Below are 15,543 nucleotides of genomic sequence, written 5' to 3' on the forward strand. Positions count from 1 at the left end.
GAGGCTCAAATGAATCCTGACAACACCCCGGTTTCACCGATCCTGCCCGGCGCCTGGCTGGGCATGGTGGGTGGCGGCCAGCTCGGCCGCATGTTCTGCTTCGCGGCCCAGGCGATGGGCTATCGCGTTGCCGTGCTCGATCCCGATCCCGCGAGCCCCGCGGGCACCGTCGCGGACCGCCATCTGCGCGCAGCCTACGAAGACGAAGCCGCGCTGACCGAACTCTCGCGCCTGTGTGCGGCGGTCTCCACCGAATTCGAGAACGTGCCCGCGGCAAGCCTCGATTTCCTCGCGAAATCGACCTTCGTGAGCCCGGCCGGACGCTGCGTGGCCGTGGCGCAGGACCGCATCGCCGAGAAGCGCTTTATCGCCTCGGCCGGCGTGCCGGTGGCGCCGCACGTGGTGATCGAGTCGTCGCAGGCGCTTGCCGGCATCGACGATGCCGCGCTCGCCGCCGTGCTGCCCGGCATCCTCAAGACTGCGCGCCTCGGCTACGACGGCAAGGGCCAGGTGCGGGTGGGCAATGTCGACGAAGTGCGCGAAGCACACGCTGCGCTCGGCGGCGTGCCGTGCGTGCTGGAAAAGCGCCTGCCGCTGAAGTTCGAGGTGAGCGCGCTGATCGCGCGCGGCGCCCGTGGCGCGAGCGCGGTGTACCCGCTCGCGCAGAACACGCACCGCAACGGCGTGCTGTCGCACACCATCGTCCCGGCTCCCGATGCGAGCCCGGCGCTCGTGCAGCAGGCCCAGCAGGCGGCGCTGCAGATCGCGGCGAAGCTCGGCTATGTGGGCGTGCTGTGCGTCGAATTCTTTATCCTCGAAGACGGCTCGCTCGTCGCCAACGAAATGGCGCCGCGCCCGCACAACTCGGGTCACTACACGACCGATGCGTGCGCGACGAGCCAGTTCGAGCAGCAGGTGCGCGCGATGACGGCCATGCCGCTGGGCGATCCGCGCCAGCACTCGCCGGCCGTGATGCTCAATATTCTCGGCGACGTGTGGTTTCCGGCCGGTGCCGGCGAGGCCAAAGCCCAGAAAGGCGCGGCGCCCGTCACGCCGCCGTGGGACCAGGTGGCCGCCATGCCGGCCGCGCGCCTGCATCTGTACGGCAAGGAAGACGCCCGCCCGGGCCGCAAGATGGGCCACGTGAACTTCACGGCGCCGACGCTCGACGAAGCCCGCACGGCGGCACGCGATTGCGCGCGCCTCCTGCACATCGTCACGAGCTGAAAGCGGGGCGTCATGACCGATCAGCCGCAACATTCCGCTGCCTCGCTGCCCTTGAGCGATGCCGAGATCGACGCCGCCGCCGCGCTGCTCGATGCGGGTGAGCTCGTCGCTTTTCCGACCGAGACCGTCTACGGCCTCGGCGGCGACGCCGCCAATCCCGACGCCGTCGCGCGCATCTACGCGGCGAAGGGGCGGCCGGCCAACCATCCGGTGATCGTGCATCTGCCGCCGGACGGCGACCCCGAGTATTGGGCCGCCGAGTGGCCCGAAGCGGCGCGCAAACTCGTCGCGGCATTCTGGCCCGGCCCGCTTACGCTGATCGTGAAGCGTCATCCGCGCATACCCGACGCCGTGAGCGGAGGGCAGGACTCCGTGGGCCTGCGCTGCCCGTCGCATCCGGTGGCGCAGCAACTGCTCGCGGCGTTTTCGAAGCGTCGGGGCGGTCATGGCGGCGTGGCGGCGCCTTCGGCGAACCGCTTCGGCCATGTGAGCCCCACCACGGCGCAGCACGTGCGCGACGAGTTCGGCGCGGCCGTGCATGTGCTCGACGGTGGCGCAAGCGACGTCGGCATCGAATCGACCATACTCGACCTCTCGCGCGGCTTTCCGGCGCTGCTGCGGCCGGGGCATATCACGCCGCACGATATCGCGCAGGTGCTGGGCGAGGCGCCGCGCTTGCCCGACGGGTCGGATGCCACGGCGCCGCGCGCCTCCGGCACGCTGAAGGCGCACTATGCGCCGCGCACGCCGCTCGCGCTGCTGCCGTTCGAAGCGCTGGAGCCGATGCTTGCGGCAGCCGCTTCGCAGGGCGAGGCGGTGGCGCTGGTGGCACGCGCTTCGCGAGCAGGGGCATGGGCGAGCGCGCCCGGTGTGCATTTCGTTGCCGCGCCTGAGGATCCCCAAGCCTATGCGCGCGAGCTTTATGGCTTGCTGCGCGCACTCGATCGCGCGAATGTCGCGCGCATCCTCATCGAAAAACTGCCGGAGACGATCGAATGGATTGCCGTGAACGACCGGCTTGGACGGGCAGCGGCGGCGTTCGAGGCGCAGGAGTAGGGGGACTGCGGCGGTGTTTGCGAGCCCGGCCTGGATGTTTTCCCTAGTCGCCAGTAGAGTCGCCATCGTAATCGCCATATTTTTCTTGATTATTGGTAAGTGATTGTTATGGATCATTTTTTTGTGATAGATTGCTGTTCTATTCAGAGAAAAATAGTCGCCACAACTTGATATGCCTGCAAGCTGCGGCCTCCGGATTTCATGACGCAGCCTACCCGTCGTTATCCCTACGACAGTCCTCACCAGATGCAGCCACTCCTGCCAGGCGAGCATAAGCTCGACGGGCTGCGTGTCCTTGCTGCCCAGGTGATCGCTGGGGCCGGCGACCTTGCGGCGCATGGGATGCCAAGGCTGCGCACCCTGTTGCGCGAAGCGTTGCGGCCGATGAACTCGTATTACACGAACAAGATCGAAGGCCAGCATACCGAGCCGCTGCTAATCGAGCGTGCCATGCAGCAGGACTTCTCCGGCAAGCCCGATGAAGCCCGCCGTCAACGTATTGCCCTCGCGCATATCGAGACCGAGCGCTGGAGCGAAACAGCCTGGGCATCCTTCGATGCCGGCACATTTTTCGAAGCGGATACCGTACGGGCGATCCATCGTCATTTGCACGATCAATTGCAACCGGATGACCTCTTTCAGCAAGAGGGTGACGGTAAGGTGGCGCAGGTTCTGGCGGGCGAATGGCGTACCGGCGGTGTGCAGGTGGGGCGGCATATCTCGCCCGATCCCGCTTCGATTCCGGCGTTCCTGGATGCATGGCACAACGGCTATCGCCATGCGCGGGCGGGCGAAACAGCGTTGATCGCGCTTGGCGCGGCGCATCATCGCCTGGCGTGGATCCATCCATTCCTCGATGGAAACGGCCGTACGGCACGCTTGCACACGCATATCGGTCTGGCGTCGCTCGGGCTCACACATGGGCTCTGGTCGCCCATGCGTGGATTTGCCCGCTCGCAGCCGCAGTACTACGAAGCACTGATTGCGGCAGATCAGCCGCGCAAGGGTGATCTCGATGGCCGGGGCAACCTCTCCGAGTCTGGGCTCGTTACGTTTCTCGAATATTTCCTGAACGTTTGCATAGACCAGATCACATTCATGGGCAGCATGCTCGATCTCGTCGCGTTCGAAACGCGTCTTGCCCAGATGCTTGCTGCGTTAGGGCAATTGCCGGAAACCCGTTACCTTCGTCCGGGCGCTGCGTTTCCGCTAGCTATCCTCGGGACGGTGGAGTCGATGGAGCGGGCCCAGTTCAAGGCCATGACCGGGTTTGCCGATCGCACGGCCGATCGCGTGCTGGCGGATCTCCTGAAGACAGGTATCCTGACTTCGCGCAGTCCGCGCGGTCCGGTGGAACTCGCGCTGCCGATTTCCCTTTTTCGCTGGCTGTTTCCGCGGCTTTGGCCAGAGGCGGAATCGTCCGTCGTCTGAGTTTCAACACGAATCCGGATTTCCAGCTCCCGAATAAAAAACACCCCACGCACTCAAAGCGCGTGGGGTGTTTCGTTTTGCGCCGGCGCAACCCGGTGCGCGAGCCTTACTGCGGTGCCTTGCCGATACCCGCTGCCGCCAGCTGCGTTTCCACATACGACGCATACTGCACGTGCAGTTCGGTCGTCGGGTGCACGAGATCCGCGAACATATAGGTCGTCGGTGCATTGGCTGCCGTCAGCGTCTGCGGCGAGCAGAACAGCGAGCTTGCGAAGCTGCTGCCGTACTCGGCCGCCGCGGCCTGGAGTTCCGCCGGCGGCGTCGAAGCCGGCAGGCCGAGCGTCGCTTGCGGGTTGGCCAGCGCGAAGTTCGTCGCGTCGGTCTGCATCTGCGCGAGGTTGCAGGCCGTGCTCGTGTTCGTCACCGTGAAGCCGAGGCTCGCGGCGTTCTGGAGCGTCGAATCGAGCCACGAGAACGTATCGATCGGGATGACCTTCTTGGCCGCGATCGACGGCGCGAGACCCTTCAGCAGCGTGAGGTTGTAGGCGGCCGTGATGAGCGAGAGTGCCTGGTCGGGCGCGCTTGCCGAACCCGGCGTGGCGTTGGCCGCCGCATCGGCTGCGATCGCCGCCGGCGTCTTGCCGATATCGGGCACCGTGACGACCGCGACCTTGGGCGTGCCCGCGATCTGCGTGTTGACGATGGTCGCCAGTTCACCCGCCGCGTTGAGGATCGGCATCACCGAGGCGAAGTCGGTGGCGGCGTTCGCATCGCTCTGGATGTACTGGAGCAGCAGGGCAGCCGGCACGAGGGCCTGGGCCTGCGCGGCCGTGAAGCCCTGCGCTTCGAGGCTCGCTACCGCGGCCGCCTGGGCGGTCGGGCTCGCGAGGAGCGCCTGGAACGCCGGGGCGGCGAGCGCCGTGCCGAACGCCGTCAGGCCAGCGCCGTTCGAGCTGAGCAGACCGAGAATTTCGTTCGCGCCGCCTTCGACCAGCACGAGCTGATTCGCATTGAAGCTCGTATGCTGCGCCAGGTACTGGGTCACCTGCCACGTGACCGGCTGCTCGCTCGCGGCCGGAATCACGGCGTTGGTGTTGCTCACGCCGCCCGTATAGACCATCGCGCCGCCCTGGGCGTAGTCGAGGCCGCCCGTCGCCGTCAGCGGCAGGCCGAAGCCGCCTTCGAAGGCCGGCGAGAGCGTGTTGCCGAAGTACTCGGACACCTTCTGCGTCCAGACTTCGCCCGGGTTGGTCGTGAAGCGGCCGCCGCCGAAGCCCGGCCCGATCTGCGGCGAATACGTACCCGCGTCGGAGAGGCTCGTGCCGAAGGCCACCACTTGCATATTGACGCCAGACGGCGGAGTGCTCGAACTGTTGCTGCCACCACTGCCGCCGCCGCAGGCGGCCAGCAGCGCGAAGGTCGCGCTCGCGATGGCGATCTGCGTCGTGCGCAGCAGCGTACGGTGTCCCGGTGCTCGATGCTTCATGTTCACTTCATCTCCTCTGTTGTGGCCTTTGATGCCATGTAATGCCGGTCCGCCCTGTCTTGCGGTTCCCCTTGGGGCAAGGCCGACAGACTACCGAATCTTTCCGGGTTCGCGCGATCCCTGCTCGCCCCTGGTGTTGTTTTGAGGCACGCCGCCGGCGGCAACCGGCACCAGCTGTTGCGCATGAAGTCGCGCGGCCCACTCGGGCGGCGCGAAAACCGCGGCGAAACGCGCGCGCCAGCCGCGCACCCGCGCGAGGTCGCGCGCCATCGAAAGCCACTCGTGGAAGGTCGCCTTCAGCGGGTTATAGGTGTTGAGCGGCTCGACGATGCCGTACACGGGTGGGTCGCCCGCTTCTTCCTCGACGTAGCTGCCGAACAGCCGGTCCCAGATGGCCAGCACGCCGGCGTAGTTGCGATCGATATAGCGATCGTTGCGCGCGTGATGGACGCGATGCATCGACGGCGTATTGAACACGTATTCGAGCCAGCCGAGCTTGCCGATGGCCTGGGTATGCACGAAGAACTGGAACGCGAGATTGACGAGCACGATGCCCACGATCTGCGTGGGCGTGAAGCCGATTACGGCGAGCGGAATCCAGAACACCCACATGCCGGCGATGGGGTACATGAGGCTCTGTCGGAACGCCGTGGAAAGATTGAGCCGCCCCGACGAGTGATGGACCACATGCGCGGCCCAGAGCCAGCGCACGCGGTGGCTCGCGCGATGAAAAAAGTAATAGAGGAAGTCCTGGGCGACGAACAGCACGAGCCACGCGATCCAGCCCGGCTGCCACGAGACGAGGCGGAAATGGCGGTAGACGTAGGCATAGACCGGAATGGCGACGAGCCAGGCGAGCTTGTCGGCGCCCTGGTGCATGAGCGCGAGCGCGGCGTTGCAGAGCGTATCGGGCCAGCTGTAGAGCGCGCCGCCAGGGCGCGTGCGGGCGAGGTGCCAGGCCTCCCAGCCGATGCAGGCGAGAAAGACGGGGGCGAGCGCGAGCAGCAGCCATTGCGCATCGAACTGCATGAGCCTCGTCCTCCTCTTCGTCCCGGTAGCGGCGCTGCATTGCAGCGCGGCGTTGTTGTCCTTGCGTTTGTCCTGTCGCGCCGGCATGGGCCGCAGGCGGTCCGGGGCGCGTGCGCCGCCGGACAATGCTCGTCAGGGTACACGTCTAACGCGCGCGTCTCACGTGGCTTTGCTAGAGGAAAACTTCGGTCCGCCGCCCGCGGGACGGGCGGCGCGAGGGAGGTGAGCCCGGTGCGGACTCAGTGTGCGCTCAGTGTGCGGTATGGCGTTGCGGGTTTTTACGGAGATGCTTCGCGGCCCGCTTGGGATGCGCTTCCACATACACGGGCGCTTCCTCGGGCATGCCCTTGTAGACCCATTCGAGCAGCGCGTCGTGGGCTTCGCGCGCGGCTTCCGCGTGCGAGTCGTTGATGATGCTCACGACGATCCACGTCTCGCCGCTTTGCGCGGCGACGTAGCCCGCAATCGCGCGTACGTCGCGCAGCGTGCCGGTCTTGATATGCGCGTTGCCGCCCACCGAGGCATTGGTCAAGCGGTTGCGCATCGTGCCGTCCACGCCGGCCACCGGCAGCGAATCGATGAACGGCTGCGCCACGGGGCTCGCGTTCGCGGCCTGCAAGAGGCTCGCGAGCGAAAGCGCGCTGATGTGCTCTTCGCGCGAAAGGCCGCAGCCGTTGTCGAGCACGAGCTCGGGCATGTTGAGGCCGCTTCTGCGCAGGAACGTGGTGACGGCGGTGGCTGCCTTCGTCGTGGTCGCGGGCGGCTTGCCTTCCACCGCGCCGAGCGTGAGGAACAGATTGCGCGCCATCACGTTGTTGCTGAACTTGTTGATGTCGTGCACCACGTCGGCGAGCGGCGGGCTTTCGTGCACGGCGACGAGGCGCGCGCGCGGCGGCACCACGCCGTCCTGCACGGTGCCGCCGAAGGTGCCGCCCGCCTGCTGCCACAGCGCGAGGAAGCCGTCGGCGAAGAAGGTGCTGTGATCGACGGGCGCGGCCATGTTGAGCGTGCGCTCGCCGCAGCCGAGCGCATAGTTGCCGTCGAAGCTGGCCGTGACGAGGCCGTTCTGGCCGGGGGCGATCTGCGGCGAAGGCAGCAGGCCGCGGCAGGCGCCGCCGCGCTCGCGGATATGGTTGTCGATCTGCCATTGCGCAACCGGCGGCACGACGTCGATCGACACGCCTTCGCGCGACGGCTGGAACGTGAACGACACGGACTTGAATGCGTACATCAGCGCATCGGGGCCGACGTTGTAGGGTGCGCTTTCGTCGCCGTCGAACGAGGGCAGGTCCCGCGTGGAGGCGTCGAATTCGCTCTTGTCGAGCACGAGTGTGCCTTCGATGCGCGCGATGCCCGCCGCGCGGATCTTCTGCACGAGGTCGATCAGCTCTTCCGGAACGAGCTTCGGGTCGCCTGTGCCCTTGATGTAGAGATTGCCGTGCAGCGTGCCGGCGGCATCGACTTCGCCGTCCGTGTAGGCGCTTGTTTTCCAGCGATAGTCGGGGCCGAGCATCGAGAGGCCGCTCCACGTGGTGACGAGCTTCATCGTGGAGGCGGGCATCATCGGCTGGCCCGCGTTGACGGCGACGCTCGGCTGGCGGTCGCCCACTTTTTCGATCACCACGCTCACCGCCGAAAGCGGTACATGGGCGTGCTCGAGCCCGGCCATCACCGAGGGCGGCAGCGAGGTGCTCACGTTCACCGTGGGCAGGCGCGCGCCCGCGGGCTGCGCGTAGGCGGGCGGCACCGTGGCGAAACTCGCCGCAAGGGTTGCGCAGGCGAAGCGGATCGCGAGCAGCGCGTGCGGGCGGGTCGCCGTGGCGCGCGCGTTGGCAGCGCGGGCGGGGTGGGCGGCAGTGCGGGCGACAGCGCGCTCGACCGCGCGCGGCGCGCGGCGGCGAAGCAGGTAACGAAGACGGGACAGCGCGGAAGGCATCGAGGCGGACAACAAGGCGGCGGGCATGTGGAGCGTCGGACGGAAACGGGCAGTGCAAGGGGCGCGCGCAGGCGCGAAATTGGGGCATGGCACACGACGCGGCGCGATACGCATTTTGTAAGCCTCATGCGCGTCGCGGCGCCGTTCGCCGCAAAAGCGCCCATTGTAAAGACCTCGCGTGGCGCGCGCGCAAACCAGGCAACAAAAGGCTGCGCTCATTCCACCCGGCGATTAAATCGGCGGTCGGATCACGGGTTGAACCGGCAGTTGGATCGGCGGCATGGAATGAGGCGCTAGAATATTCCCATCTGTCGGAACCCGAGCGAGGGCGGCCCGCCGCCTCGCCAATTGAATACGATGCGAATACTGCTAGTCGAAGATGACCGCATGATCGCCGAGGGCGTGCGCAAGGCGCTGCGCGGCGAAGGCTTTGCGGTGGACTGGGTCGAGGACGGCGAGTCGGCCCTCTCGGCCGTGAGCGGCGAACCTTACGATCTCATGCTGCTCGACCTGGGCTTGCCGAGGCGCGACGGGATCGACGTGCTGCGCACGCTGCGCGCGCGTGGCCTTTCGGTGCCGGTGCTGATCCTCACGGCGCGCGATGCGATTGCCGATCGCGTGAAGGGGCTCGACGCCGGTGCGGACGATTACCTCATCAAGCCCTTCGATCTCGACGAACTCGGCGCCCGCATGCGCGCGCTGATTCGCCGCCAGTCGGGCCGCAGCGACTCGACGATCCGCCACGGCTCGATCACGCTCGATCCGGCCTCGCACCAGGTGACTCAGGCCGGCGTGCCGATCGCGCTCTCCGCGCGCGAATTCGCGCTGCTCGAGGCGCTGCTCGCGCGGCCGGGCGCGGTGCTCTCGAAGAGCCAGCTCGAGGAGAAAATGTACGGCTGGGGCGAAGAGATCGGCAGCAATACCGTGGAGGTTTATATCCACGCCCTGCGCAAGAAGCTCGGCGCCGATCTGATCCGCAACGTGCGCGGCCTTGGCTACATGATCGCGAAAGAAGCATGACGCGACTGGCTTTGCATGGGAGACACGCGCGCCGATGAGTTCCATTCGACGACAACTGCTGTTCTGGCTGCTCGCGATCGTGGTGGCGGGCGTGGGGCTCGCCGGCTGGCTGATCTACCGCCAGGCGCTGGCCGAGGCCAACGAACTGTTCGATTACCAGTTGCAGGAGATCGCCGAGGCGTTGCCCTCCGAGCCGTTCAACGAAATCCTCACGTCGCGCGATACGGGCGACGAGGGCATCGTTCTGCAGATCTGGAATCGCAACGGTGTCCTGATGTATTACTCGCATCCGCGTGCGCCGCTCGCGCCGCGCGCCGAGCTCGGCTTTTCGACCGAGCGCACCGATCGCGGCGACTGGCGCGTGTATGGCGCGATCGTGGGCGACAACGTGGTGCAGCTCGCGCAGCCGGTTTCGGTTCGCAACCGGCTGGCCGCGAATGTCGCGCTGCGCACGCTGTGGCCGCTCATCGTGCTGCTGCCTTTTCTGGGGCTGGCGGTCTGGCTCGTCGTGGGCCGCGGGCTCGCGCCGCTTTCGCGCGTGGCGCGCGCGCTCGATACGCGCCATCCCGAGGCGCTCGATCCGTTGCCCGAGCAACGACTGCCGCGCGAAGTGACGCCGCTCGTGCATGCGCTCAATGCGCTGCTGGAGCGTCTCGCGCAGGCGCTCGACACGCAAAAAGCCTTCGTCGCCGATGCGGCGCACGAGTTGCGCACGCCGCTCGCGGCCGTGCAGATCCAGGCGCAACTGGTTGCGCGCGCAAAGGACGATGAAACGCGCCGCGAAGCGCTCACCGATCTGCAGGCGGGCGTCACGCGCGCGACGCGCCTCGCCGAGCAGTTGCTCGCGCTCGCGCGCTCCGAGCCCGATGGGCATGCGCGCGCGCGCAGCGTCGATCTGCACGCGCTGCTCGACGATTGCGTCGCGGCCTGTGCACCCGTCGCGCAGCAGCGCGGCGTCGATCTCGGCATCGAGGGCAGCGTGCCCGCGACCGTGCACGGCGACGCCGATGCGTTGCGCGTGATGCTGAACAATCTGCTGGACAACGCAACGAAATACACGCCGCAGGGCGGCCGGGTGGACGTGAGCCTGCGCGTGGACGACGGACATCCCGTGGTGCGCATTGCGGACAGCGGGCCGGGCATTCCGGTGGAAGAGCGCTCGCGCGTGTTCGATCGCTTTTATCGCGTGGGGGCAGGCGCCGCGCGTGCGCGCACCGACGTGTCGGGCACCGGCCTCGGGCTCGCGATCGTGCGCCGGATCGCCGACCAGCACGACGCCGACATCGTGCTCGACGATTCGGCCGCGGGCGGCCTGCAGGTCGAGGTCCGTTTTTGAGCGCATCGACCGCTTCCGACAAAAGTCAGGGGAACTTTCCCGGGCGTGCCCCGACGTGCTTAAGACTCTTTTAAGCGACACCCCGTAGTCTTCGTATCGTCGTGACAGTACCCCGCTTGAAGGAGTCCGCAATGAACGCAAAAGTCTTTACCCGCAGTGCCGTGGCGATCGCCGTTGCCGTCGCGTTGTCGGCGGGCTACGTGGCGGGGCGCCGGGACGTGCCCGCACCGCAGGTCATCGCGCCGGCCCAGGCCGCGATGATGCCGGCGGAAGCCGCCGCCAAGACCGGTATTCCCGACTTCTCGGGCCTCGTCGAGACCTATGGCCCCGCGGTCGTCAACATCAGCGCGAAGCACGTGGTCAAGCAGGCTGCCATGCGCAGCGGCCCGCAGCAGTTGCCCATCGATCCGAGCGATCCGTTCTACCAGTTCTTCAAGCACTTCTACGGCGGCATGCCCGGCGGCGGCGGCGGCGGTGACGGCGACGGCGGCCAGTCCGACTCGCCCAGCACGAGCCTCGGCTCCGGCTTCATCATCAGCCCGGACGGCTATATCCTGACGAATGCGCACGTCGTGGACGGCGCGAACGTCGTGACCGTGAAGCTCACCGACAAGCGCGAATACAAGGCGAAGGTCGTGGGCGCGGACAAGCAGTCCGATGTGGCCGTGCTGAAGATCGACGCGAAGGATCTGCCGACCGTGAAGATCGGCGACCCGCACCAGAGCAAGGTGGGCCAGTGGGTGGTCGCGATCGGCTCGCCCTATGGCTTCGACAACACCGTGACCTCGGGCATCATCAGCGCGAAGTCGCGCTCGCTGCCCGACGAGAACTACACGCCGTTCATTCAGACCGACGTGCCGGTGAACCCCGGCAACTCGGGCGGCCCGCTCTTCAATCTGCAGGGCGAGGTGATCGGCATCAACTCGATGATCTACTCGCAGACGGGCGGCTTCCAGGGCCTTTCGTTCGCGATTCCGATCGACGAGGCGATAAAGGTCAAGGACGAACTCGTGAAGACGGGCCACGTGAGCCGCGGCCGTCTTGGCGTGGCGGTCCAGTCGATGAACCAGACGCTCGCCGATTCGTTCGGCATGGACAAGCCGCGCGGCGCGCTGGTGAGTTCGGTCGACGCGGGCGGCCCGGCGGCGAAGGCGGGCCTGAAGCCCGGCGACGTGATCCTCTCGGTGAACGGCCAGCAGGTGGGCGACTCGTCCGATCTGCCTTCGATGATCGCGGGCCTGAAGCCCGGCACCAAGGCCGACATCCAGTTCTGGCGCGACAAGTCCACCAAAACGGTGAACGCGACCATCGGCTCGCTCGCCGACACGAAGGTGGCGTCGAGCGACGGGCAGAACGCGCAGATGCAGGGGCGCCTCGGCGTGGCGGTGCGCCCGCTCACGCCGGACGAGAAGAGCAACGCTTCGCTCGATCACGGCCTGATGGTCGAGCAGGCGGGCGGCGCGGCGGAAAACGCCGGCATCCAGCCCGGCGACGTGATTCTCGCTGTGAACGGCCGCCCGGTGTCGAGCGCCGACCAGCTCAAGCAGATGATCGCGCAGGCCGGCAACAGCATCGCGCTGCTGATCCAGCGCGACAACGCGCAGATCTTCGTGCCGGTCGATCTGGGCTGATCGCCGCCTCTCGGGGCGATCCGGCCCGAACGCCGGATCGTTCCCCGCTTCCCGCTTGCCATTTCCCGCTGCCGCCGTTGGCCTCGCGCCCCGGCGGCAGTGTCGTTTTCGGCGTTCGTCGGGCGGGGCGGGCCGGCCAGCCTGCATTTGACACAGAGATCGTCTATATGTGTTCTTGTACCGGACTTCTCGAACGAGGCGGGCACGTGGCTTGCGCCGCTCATCTTCCGAGCAACCTGTCAGGAGCGAACACAATGAAAACATCCTTCTCTACGCGCCCCGTCGCTTCGGCCCTGCTGGCTGCGGCGCTCGCCGTCGGTCTCGCTGGCACTGCTGCGGCGCAGCAAAACGACGCCAACGGCACGGTCGGCGGCTCGACGAGCGACAACACGAGTGCCGGCAACGCCAACGGCACCGGCCTGCCGCAGATCCAGCAGCAGGGCGACGTCTCGTTCGTCTCGGGCGGCGTGGGCCAGGACGAATCGAAGGCGCTGCAGCACGCCGAGCGCCAATGGCCGATCGCGCTGCGCTTCACGGGCCGCGGCGGCGAGTTTCTGGCCGACGTGCGCGTGAAGATCGTCGACGCGCACGGCGCGGACGTCCTCGACACCACCTCGCGCGGCCCCTACATGCTCGTCAAGGTGCCGCCGGGCCGCTACACGGTTCATGTGAGCCATGCAGGCGTGGCGAAGACGGCGGCGGTGACGGTCGGCGCGAACGGCAGCGCCAGGGCGTCGTTCAACTGGTAAACGCTTGCGCAATCGGTCGCGGTTTGGCCGATAATGAAGGCACGGGCCGGGCGTTCATCGGATGACGTCCAGTCCTGCACCGCACGAGGCGCTGGGTTGCCGTGCGGGGAGCGTTGGCCCAGCGGGCAGAGACCGGCTGGCCACGCGGGGGCGCCACGGCGGCGCCGCCGCGAATCCGTCAGGGAGCCGGACATGGCGAACATGTCGAACAGGTCGGACGATAACGACGCCGGTCATCGCATCGGCCTTGCAGCAAACCGTCACCGCATGCGCGTGATTCACGGCGGCATTACGATCGCCGATACGCTTGCGGCCGTGACGCTCTCCGAAACCGGCTATCCCGACGTGGCCTATTTCCCGCGCGCCGATGTCAACATGGCGCGGCTCGAACGCTCCTCTCGCACTTCCCACTGCCCGTACAAGGGTCAAGCGGCGTACTTCCATCTGCGCACCGAGGACGGCTGCGTCGAAGACATCGCGTGGAGTTACGAGGCGCCGCTCGAAAGCGTAAGCGGCATCAAGGGTTATCTGGCGTTTTACGCGTCGCGCGTGGACCGCATCGATCAGACATCCTGACCAGTCACGAGCGTGCATTCGGGGGGAGCCGCCATGGAACTGAACGACGCATTACGTATTCCGCTTGCACCGTCCGCCGTCTGGGAGGCGCTGCAGGACAACGCGCTCGTGCGCGCCAGCATGGAGCACTGCGAATCGTTCAGGCGCCTCGCGCCCGGCGAATATGCGCTCACGCTCACCGTGCCGCTCGGGCCGTTGCGTGCGCGCTACGAAGTGCGCGCTCACATCGCCAACGATACGTCGCAGCTGCCGATTTCGCCGCGCCGCGTGCTGAGTTTTCGCGCGCGCGCCGACGGCATCGGTTCGCTGCGCGGCCAGATCGACGTCGCGCTGCGCGCCGACGACCATCCCGGCGGCCCGGCCGGCATCCGCAAGGGCACCAGCACGCGCATCGACTATTCGGTCTGGGCGACGCTCACGGGGCCGCTTGCCGAACTGCCTTCGCGCCAGCTCGAAAACGCGCTGCACGAAGTCGCCGACGACTTTTTCACCGAATTCTGCGCCGTGATCGAAGCGAAGCACGGCAAGGCGCCGAACCGCGTCGCGGGCAAGGAGCCGCGACGCACGCATGTGTTCCTGCGGCCGATCAGCCTTTCGGGTGTCGCACGGCGCGCGCATCTGCTGCCGCAGCATCACGGCGGCACGCTCTCCGGCCGTGCCGCGAGCACGCTGCGGCACGAACCGACGCCGCATGCGATGCCCAACTGGGCCTGGGCGGCGCTCATCTTCTTCGTCGCGCTGCTGCTTTACGCCGCGCGATTCTTCACCGGCGGCTGACGCTTGCTGCGTCCACTGAGCATTCCGGGCGCGCGCCCGGAATGCTCCGCTACAGCCCGCGGAACTCGCGCCGCCACGACGACGGCGACGTCCTGAACGCCTCCAGAAAGTGTGCACGCAACGACGCGGTCGAGCCGAAGCCCGCGCCCTGGGCGATCGCGTCGATCGGCTGATCCGTCGTTTCCAGCAGATGCTGCGCCCGGGCAAGCCGCTCGCCGAGCAGCCACGCCGTGACCGTCGAGCCGGTGGTCAGCCGGAACTGGCGCGTGAAGGTGCGGCGGCTCATCAGCGCGCGGCTCGCAAGCGAATCGAGCGTGTGCGGCGCGTCGAGGTGGGCGCGGATCCAGTCGAGCAGGCCCGAGAGGCGGTCGCCGCGTCCCCGCGGCGCGACCGGCTGCTGGACGAACTGCGCCTGATTGCCCTGGCGGTGCGGCGGCACGACGAGACGCCGCGCGACGTAGTTCGCCGCCGGCGTGCCGCACAGCCGCCGCAGCAGATGCAGGCAGCAGTCGAGCCCCGCGGCGGTGCCGGCGGAGGTCAGCAGGTCGCCGTCGTCGACGTAGAGCACGTCCGGGTCGAAGCGCACTCGCGGGAACTGGCGCGCGAAGGCGTCGGCCGCGGCCCAGTGCGTGGTGGCGGGGCGGCCGTCCAGCAGGCCCGCGTGGGCGAGCACGAATGCGCCGAGACACAGGCCGACCAGGATCGCGCCGCGCGCATGGGCTTCGCGCAGCGCCTGCACGAGCGCGGCGGGCGGCGGCTCTTCGGTGTCGCGCCAGCTTGGAACGACGACCACTTCTGCTTCGCGCAGCGCCTCGAGCCCGTGCGCCGCGCCGACCGTAAAGCCCGCGGTGGTGGTGAGCGGCCCTGGCTCCGCCGCGCACACGAGCAGCTCGAAGGGCGGAACGCCGCCCTCGCTGCGGTCCTCGCCGAACACGATGCAGGGCACCGAAAGGTGAAACGGGATCATGCGGTCGAAGGCGATCACAGCGACACGGCGCGGGGCCGCCGCCGCCGATAGCTCCGCCGGTGCTGCCCGAGCGTCGGGAGGTGAGGCAGGGGAAGGGGAGGTCATCGCAATCCTCGTGATCTCGGGTGGCCGCCGCGGTGGCTCACGTCGCACAGGCCACCGGGCAGGAATGGCCCAATTCTAGCGAAAGTTGTCGTCCGGGCCACTGTCGAGGGCGGGAGCGTCGCGTGACAATGCCTTCCATCGCAGCCGCGCGGGTTCCGCTGGTCCTTCTCGCGGCGTGACGATCCCCTCAACGCAACGCTCATGGTCCAGGAGGTAC

The 15,543-nt window shown here is 67.6% G+C and carries 13 protein-coding genes; 9 read left to right on the forward strand and 4 right to left on the reverse strand.

Going from position 1 to position 15,543, the window contains the following annotated elements; translation table 11 throughout:
* Nucleotides 1–9 precede the first annotated feature (9 nt).
* The 3 genes from U5760_RS24760 to U5760_RS24770 all read left to right on the forward strand — a co-directional run bounded on the left by U5760_RS24760 (nucleotide 10) and on the right by U5760_RS24770 (nucleotide 3,714).
* Nucleotides 10–1,227 carry a 5-(carboxyamino)imidazole ribonucleotide synthase gene (locus U5760_RS24760; RefSeq protein WP_322014949.1) on the forward strand — a complete coding sequence of 406 codons (1,218 nt, stop codon included), beginning with the start codon at nucleotides 10–12 and terminating at the stop codon, nucleotides 1,225–1,227.
* A gap of 12 nt (nucleotides 1,228–1,239) precedes the next feature.
* Nucleotides 1,240–2,283, forward strand: coding sequence for an L-threonylcarbamoyladenylate synthase (locus tag U5760_RS24765; protein ID WP_322014950.1), 1,044 nt, complete (start codon nucleotides 1,240–1,242; stop codon nucleotides 2,281–2,283).
* 201 nt (nucleotides 2,284–2,484) lie between these two features.
* On the forward strand, nucleotides 2,485–3,714 hold the full coding sequence (locus tag U5760_RS24770; protein ID WP_322014951.1) for a Fic family protein: 1,230 nt from the start codon (nucleotides 2,485–2,487) through the stop codon (nucleotides 3,712–3,714).
* Nucleotides 3,715–3,820: 106 nt separating this feature from the next.
* Here U5760_RS24770 and U5760_RS24775 read toward each other — a convergent pair whose 3' ends face one another.
* The 3 genes from U5760_RS24775 to dacB form a co-directional block, all read right to left on the reverse strand.
* The gene (locus U5760_RS24775; protein ID WP_322014952.1) at nucleotides 3,821–5,200 is read right to left on the reverse strand and encodes an SGNH/GDSL hydrolase family protein; all 1,380 of its coding nucleotides are present in this window, start codon (nucleotides 5,198–5,200) and stop codon (nucleotides 3,821–3,823) included.
* A gap of 90 nt (nucleotides 5,201–5,290) precedes the next feature.
* Nucleotides 5,291–6,229: a sterol desaturase family protein gene (locus tag U5760_RS24780; RefSeq protein ID WP_322014953.1), complete on the reverse strand. Its 939-nt coding sequence runs from the start codon at nucleotides 6,227–6,229 to the stop codon at nucleotides 5,291–5,293.
* Nucleotides 6,230–6,479: 250 nt separating this feature from the next.
* Nucleotides 6,480–8,192 carry a D-alanyl-D-alanine carboxypeptidase/D-alanyl-D-alanine-endopeptidase gene (gene dacB, locus U5760_RS24785; protein WP_322014954.1) on the reverse strand — a complete coding sequence of 571 codons (1,713 nt, stop codon included), beginning with the start codon at nucleotides 8,190–8,192 and terminating at the stop codon, nucleotides 6,480–6,482.
* A 330-nt stretch (nucleotides 8,193–8,522) separates the two neighbouring features.
* Here dacB and U5760_RS24790 point away from each other — a divergent pair, with 330 nt between their 5' ends.
* The 6 genes from U5760_RS24790 (at nucleotide 8,523) to U5760_RS24815 (ending at nucleotide 14,254) form a co-directional block, all read left to right on the forward strand.
* Nucleotides 8,523–9,185, forward strand: a complete 663-nt coding sequence (locus U5760_RS24790; RefSeq protein ID WP_322014955.1) for a response regulator — start codon at nucleotides 8,523–8,525, stop codon at nucleotides 9,183–9,185.
* A gap of 34 nt (nucleotides 9,186–9,219) precedes the next feature.
* Nucleotides 9,220–10,521 (forward strand): ATP-binding protein, encoded by a 1,302-nt coding sequence (locus U5760_RS24795; protein WP_322014956.1) that lies wholly within the window; start codon nucleotides 9,220–9,222, stop codon nucleotides 10,519–10,521.
* Nucleotides 10,522–10,652: 131 nt separating this feature from the next.
* Nucleotides 10,653–12,152 (forward strand): DegQ family serine endoprotease, encoded by a 1,500-nt coding sequence (locus U5760_RS24800; RefSeq protein WP_322014957.1) that lies wholly within the window; start codon nucleotides 10,653–10,655, stop codon nucleotides 12,150–12,152.
* A gap of 254 nt (nucleotides 12,153–12,406) precedes the next feature.
* A complete protein-coding gene (locus U5760_RS24805) occupies nucleotides 12,407–12,901 on the forward strand; it encodes a carboxypeptidase-like regulatory domain-containing protein (protein WP_322014958.1) in 495 nt (164 codons plus the stop codon).
* Nucleotides 12,902–13,102: 201 nt separating this feature from the next.
* Nucleotides 13,103–13,477, forward strand: a complete 375-nt coding sequence (locus U5760_RS24810; RefSeq protein ID WP_322014959.1) for a DUF427 domain-containing protein — start codon at nucleotides 13,103–13,105, stop codon at nucleotides 13,475–13,477.
* 33 nt (nucleotides 13,478–13,510) lie between these two features.
* The gene (locus U5760_RS24815; RefSeq protein ID WP_322014960.1) at nucleotides 13,511–14,254 is read left to right on the forward strand and encodes a CoxG family protein; all 744 of its coding nucleotides are present in this window, start codon (nucleotides 13,511–13,513) and stop codon (nucleotides 14,252–14,254) included.
* A gap of 49 nt (nucleotides 14,255–14,303) precedes the next feature.
* On the opposite strand, the gene U5760_RS24820 is transcribed toward U5760_RS24815, so the two are convergent.
* On the reverse strand, nucleotides 14,304–15,326 hold the full coding sequence (locus U5760_RS24820) for a helix-turn-helix domain-containing protein (RefSeq protein ID WP_322014961.1): 1,023 nt from the start codon (nucleotides 15,324–15,326) through the stop codon (nucleotides 14,304–14,306).
* Between the last annotated feature and the right edge of the window lie 217 nt (nucleotides 15,327–15,543).

This window comes from Paraburkholderia sp. J12 (assembly GCF_905220215.1).
Lineage (GTDB): Bacteria > Pseudomonadota > Gammaproteobacteria > Burkholderiales > Burkholderiaceae > Paraburkholderia.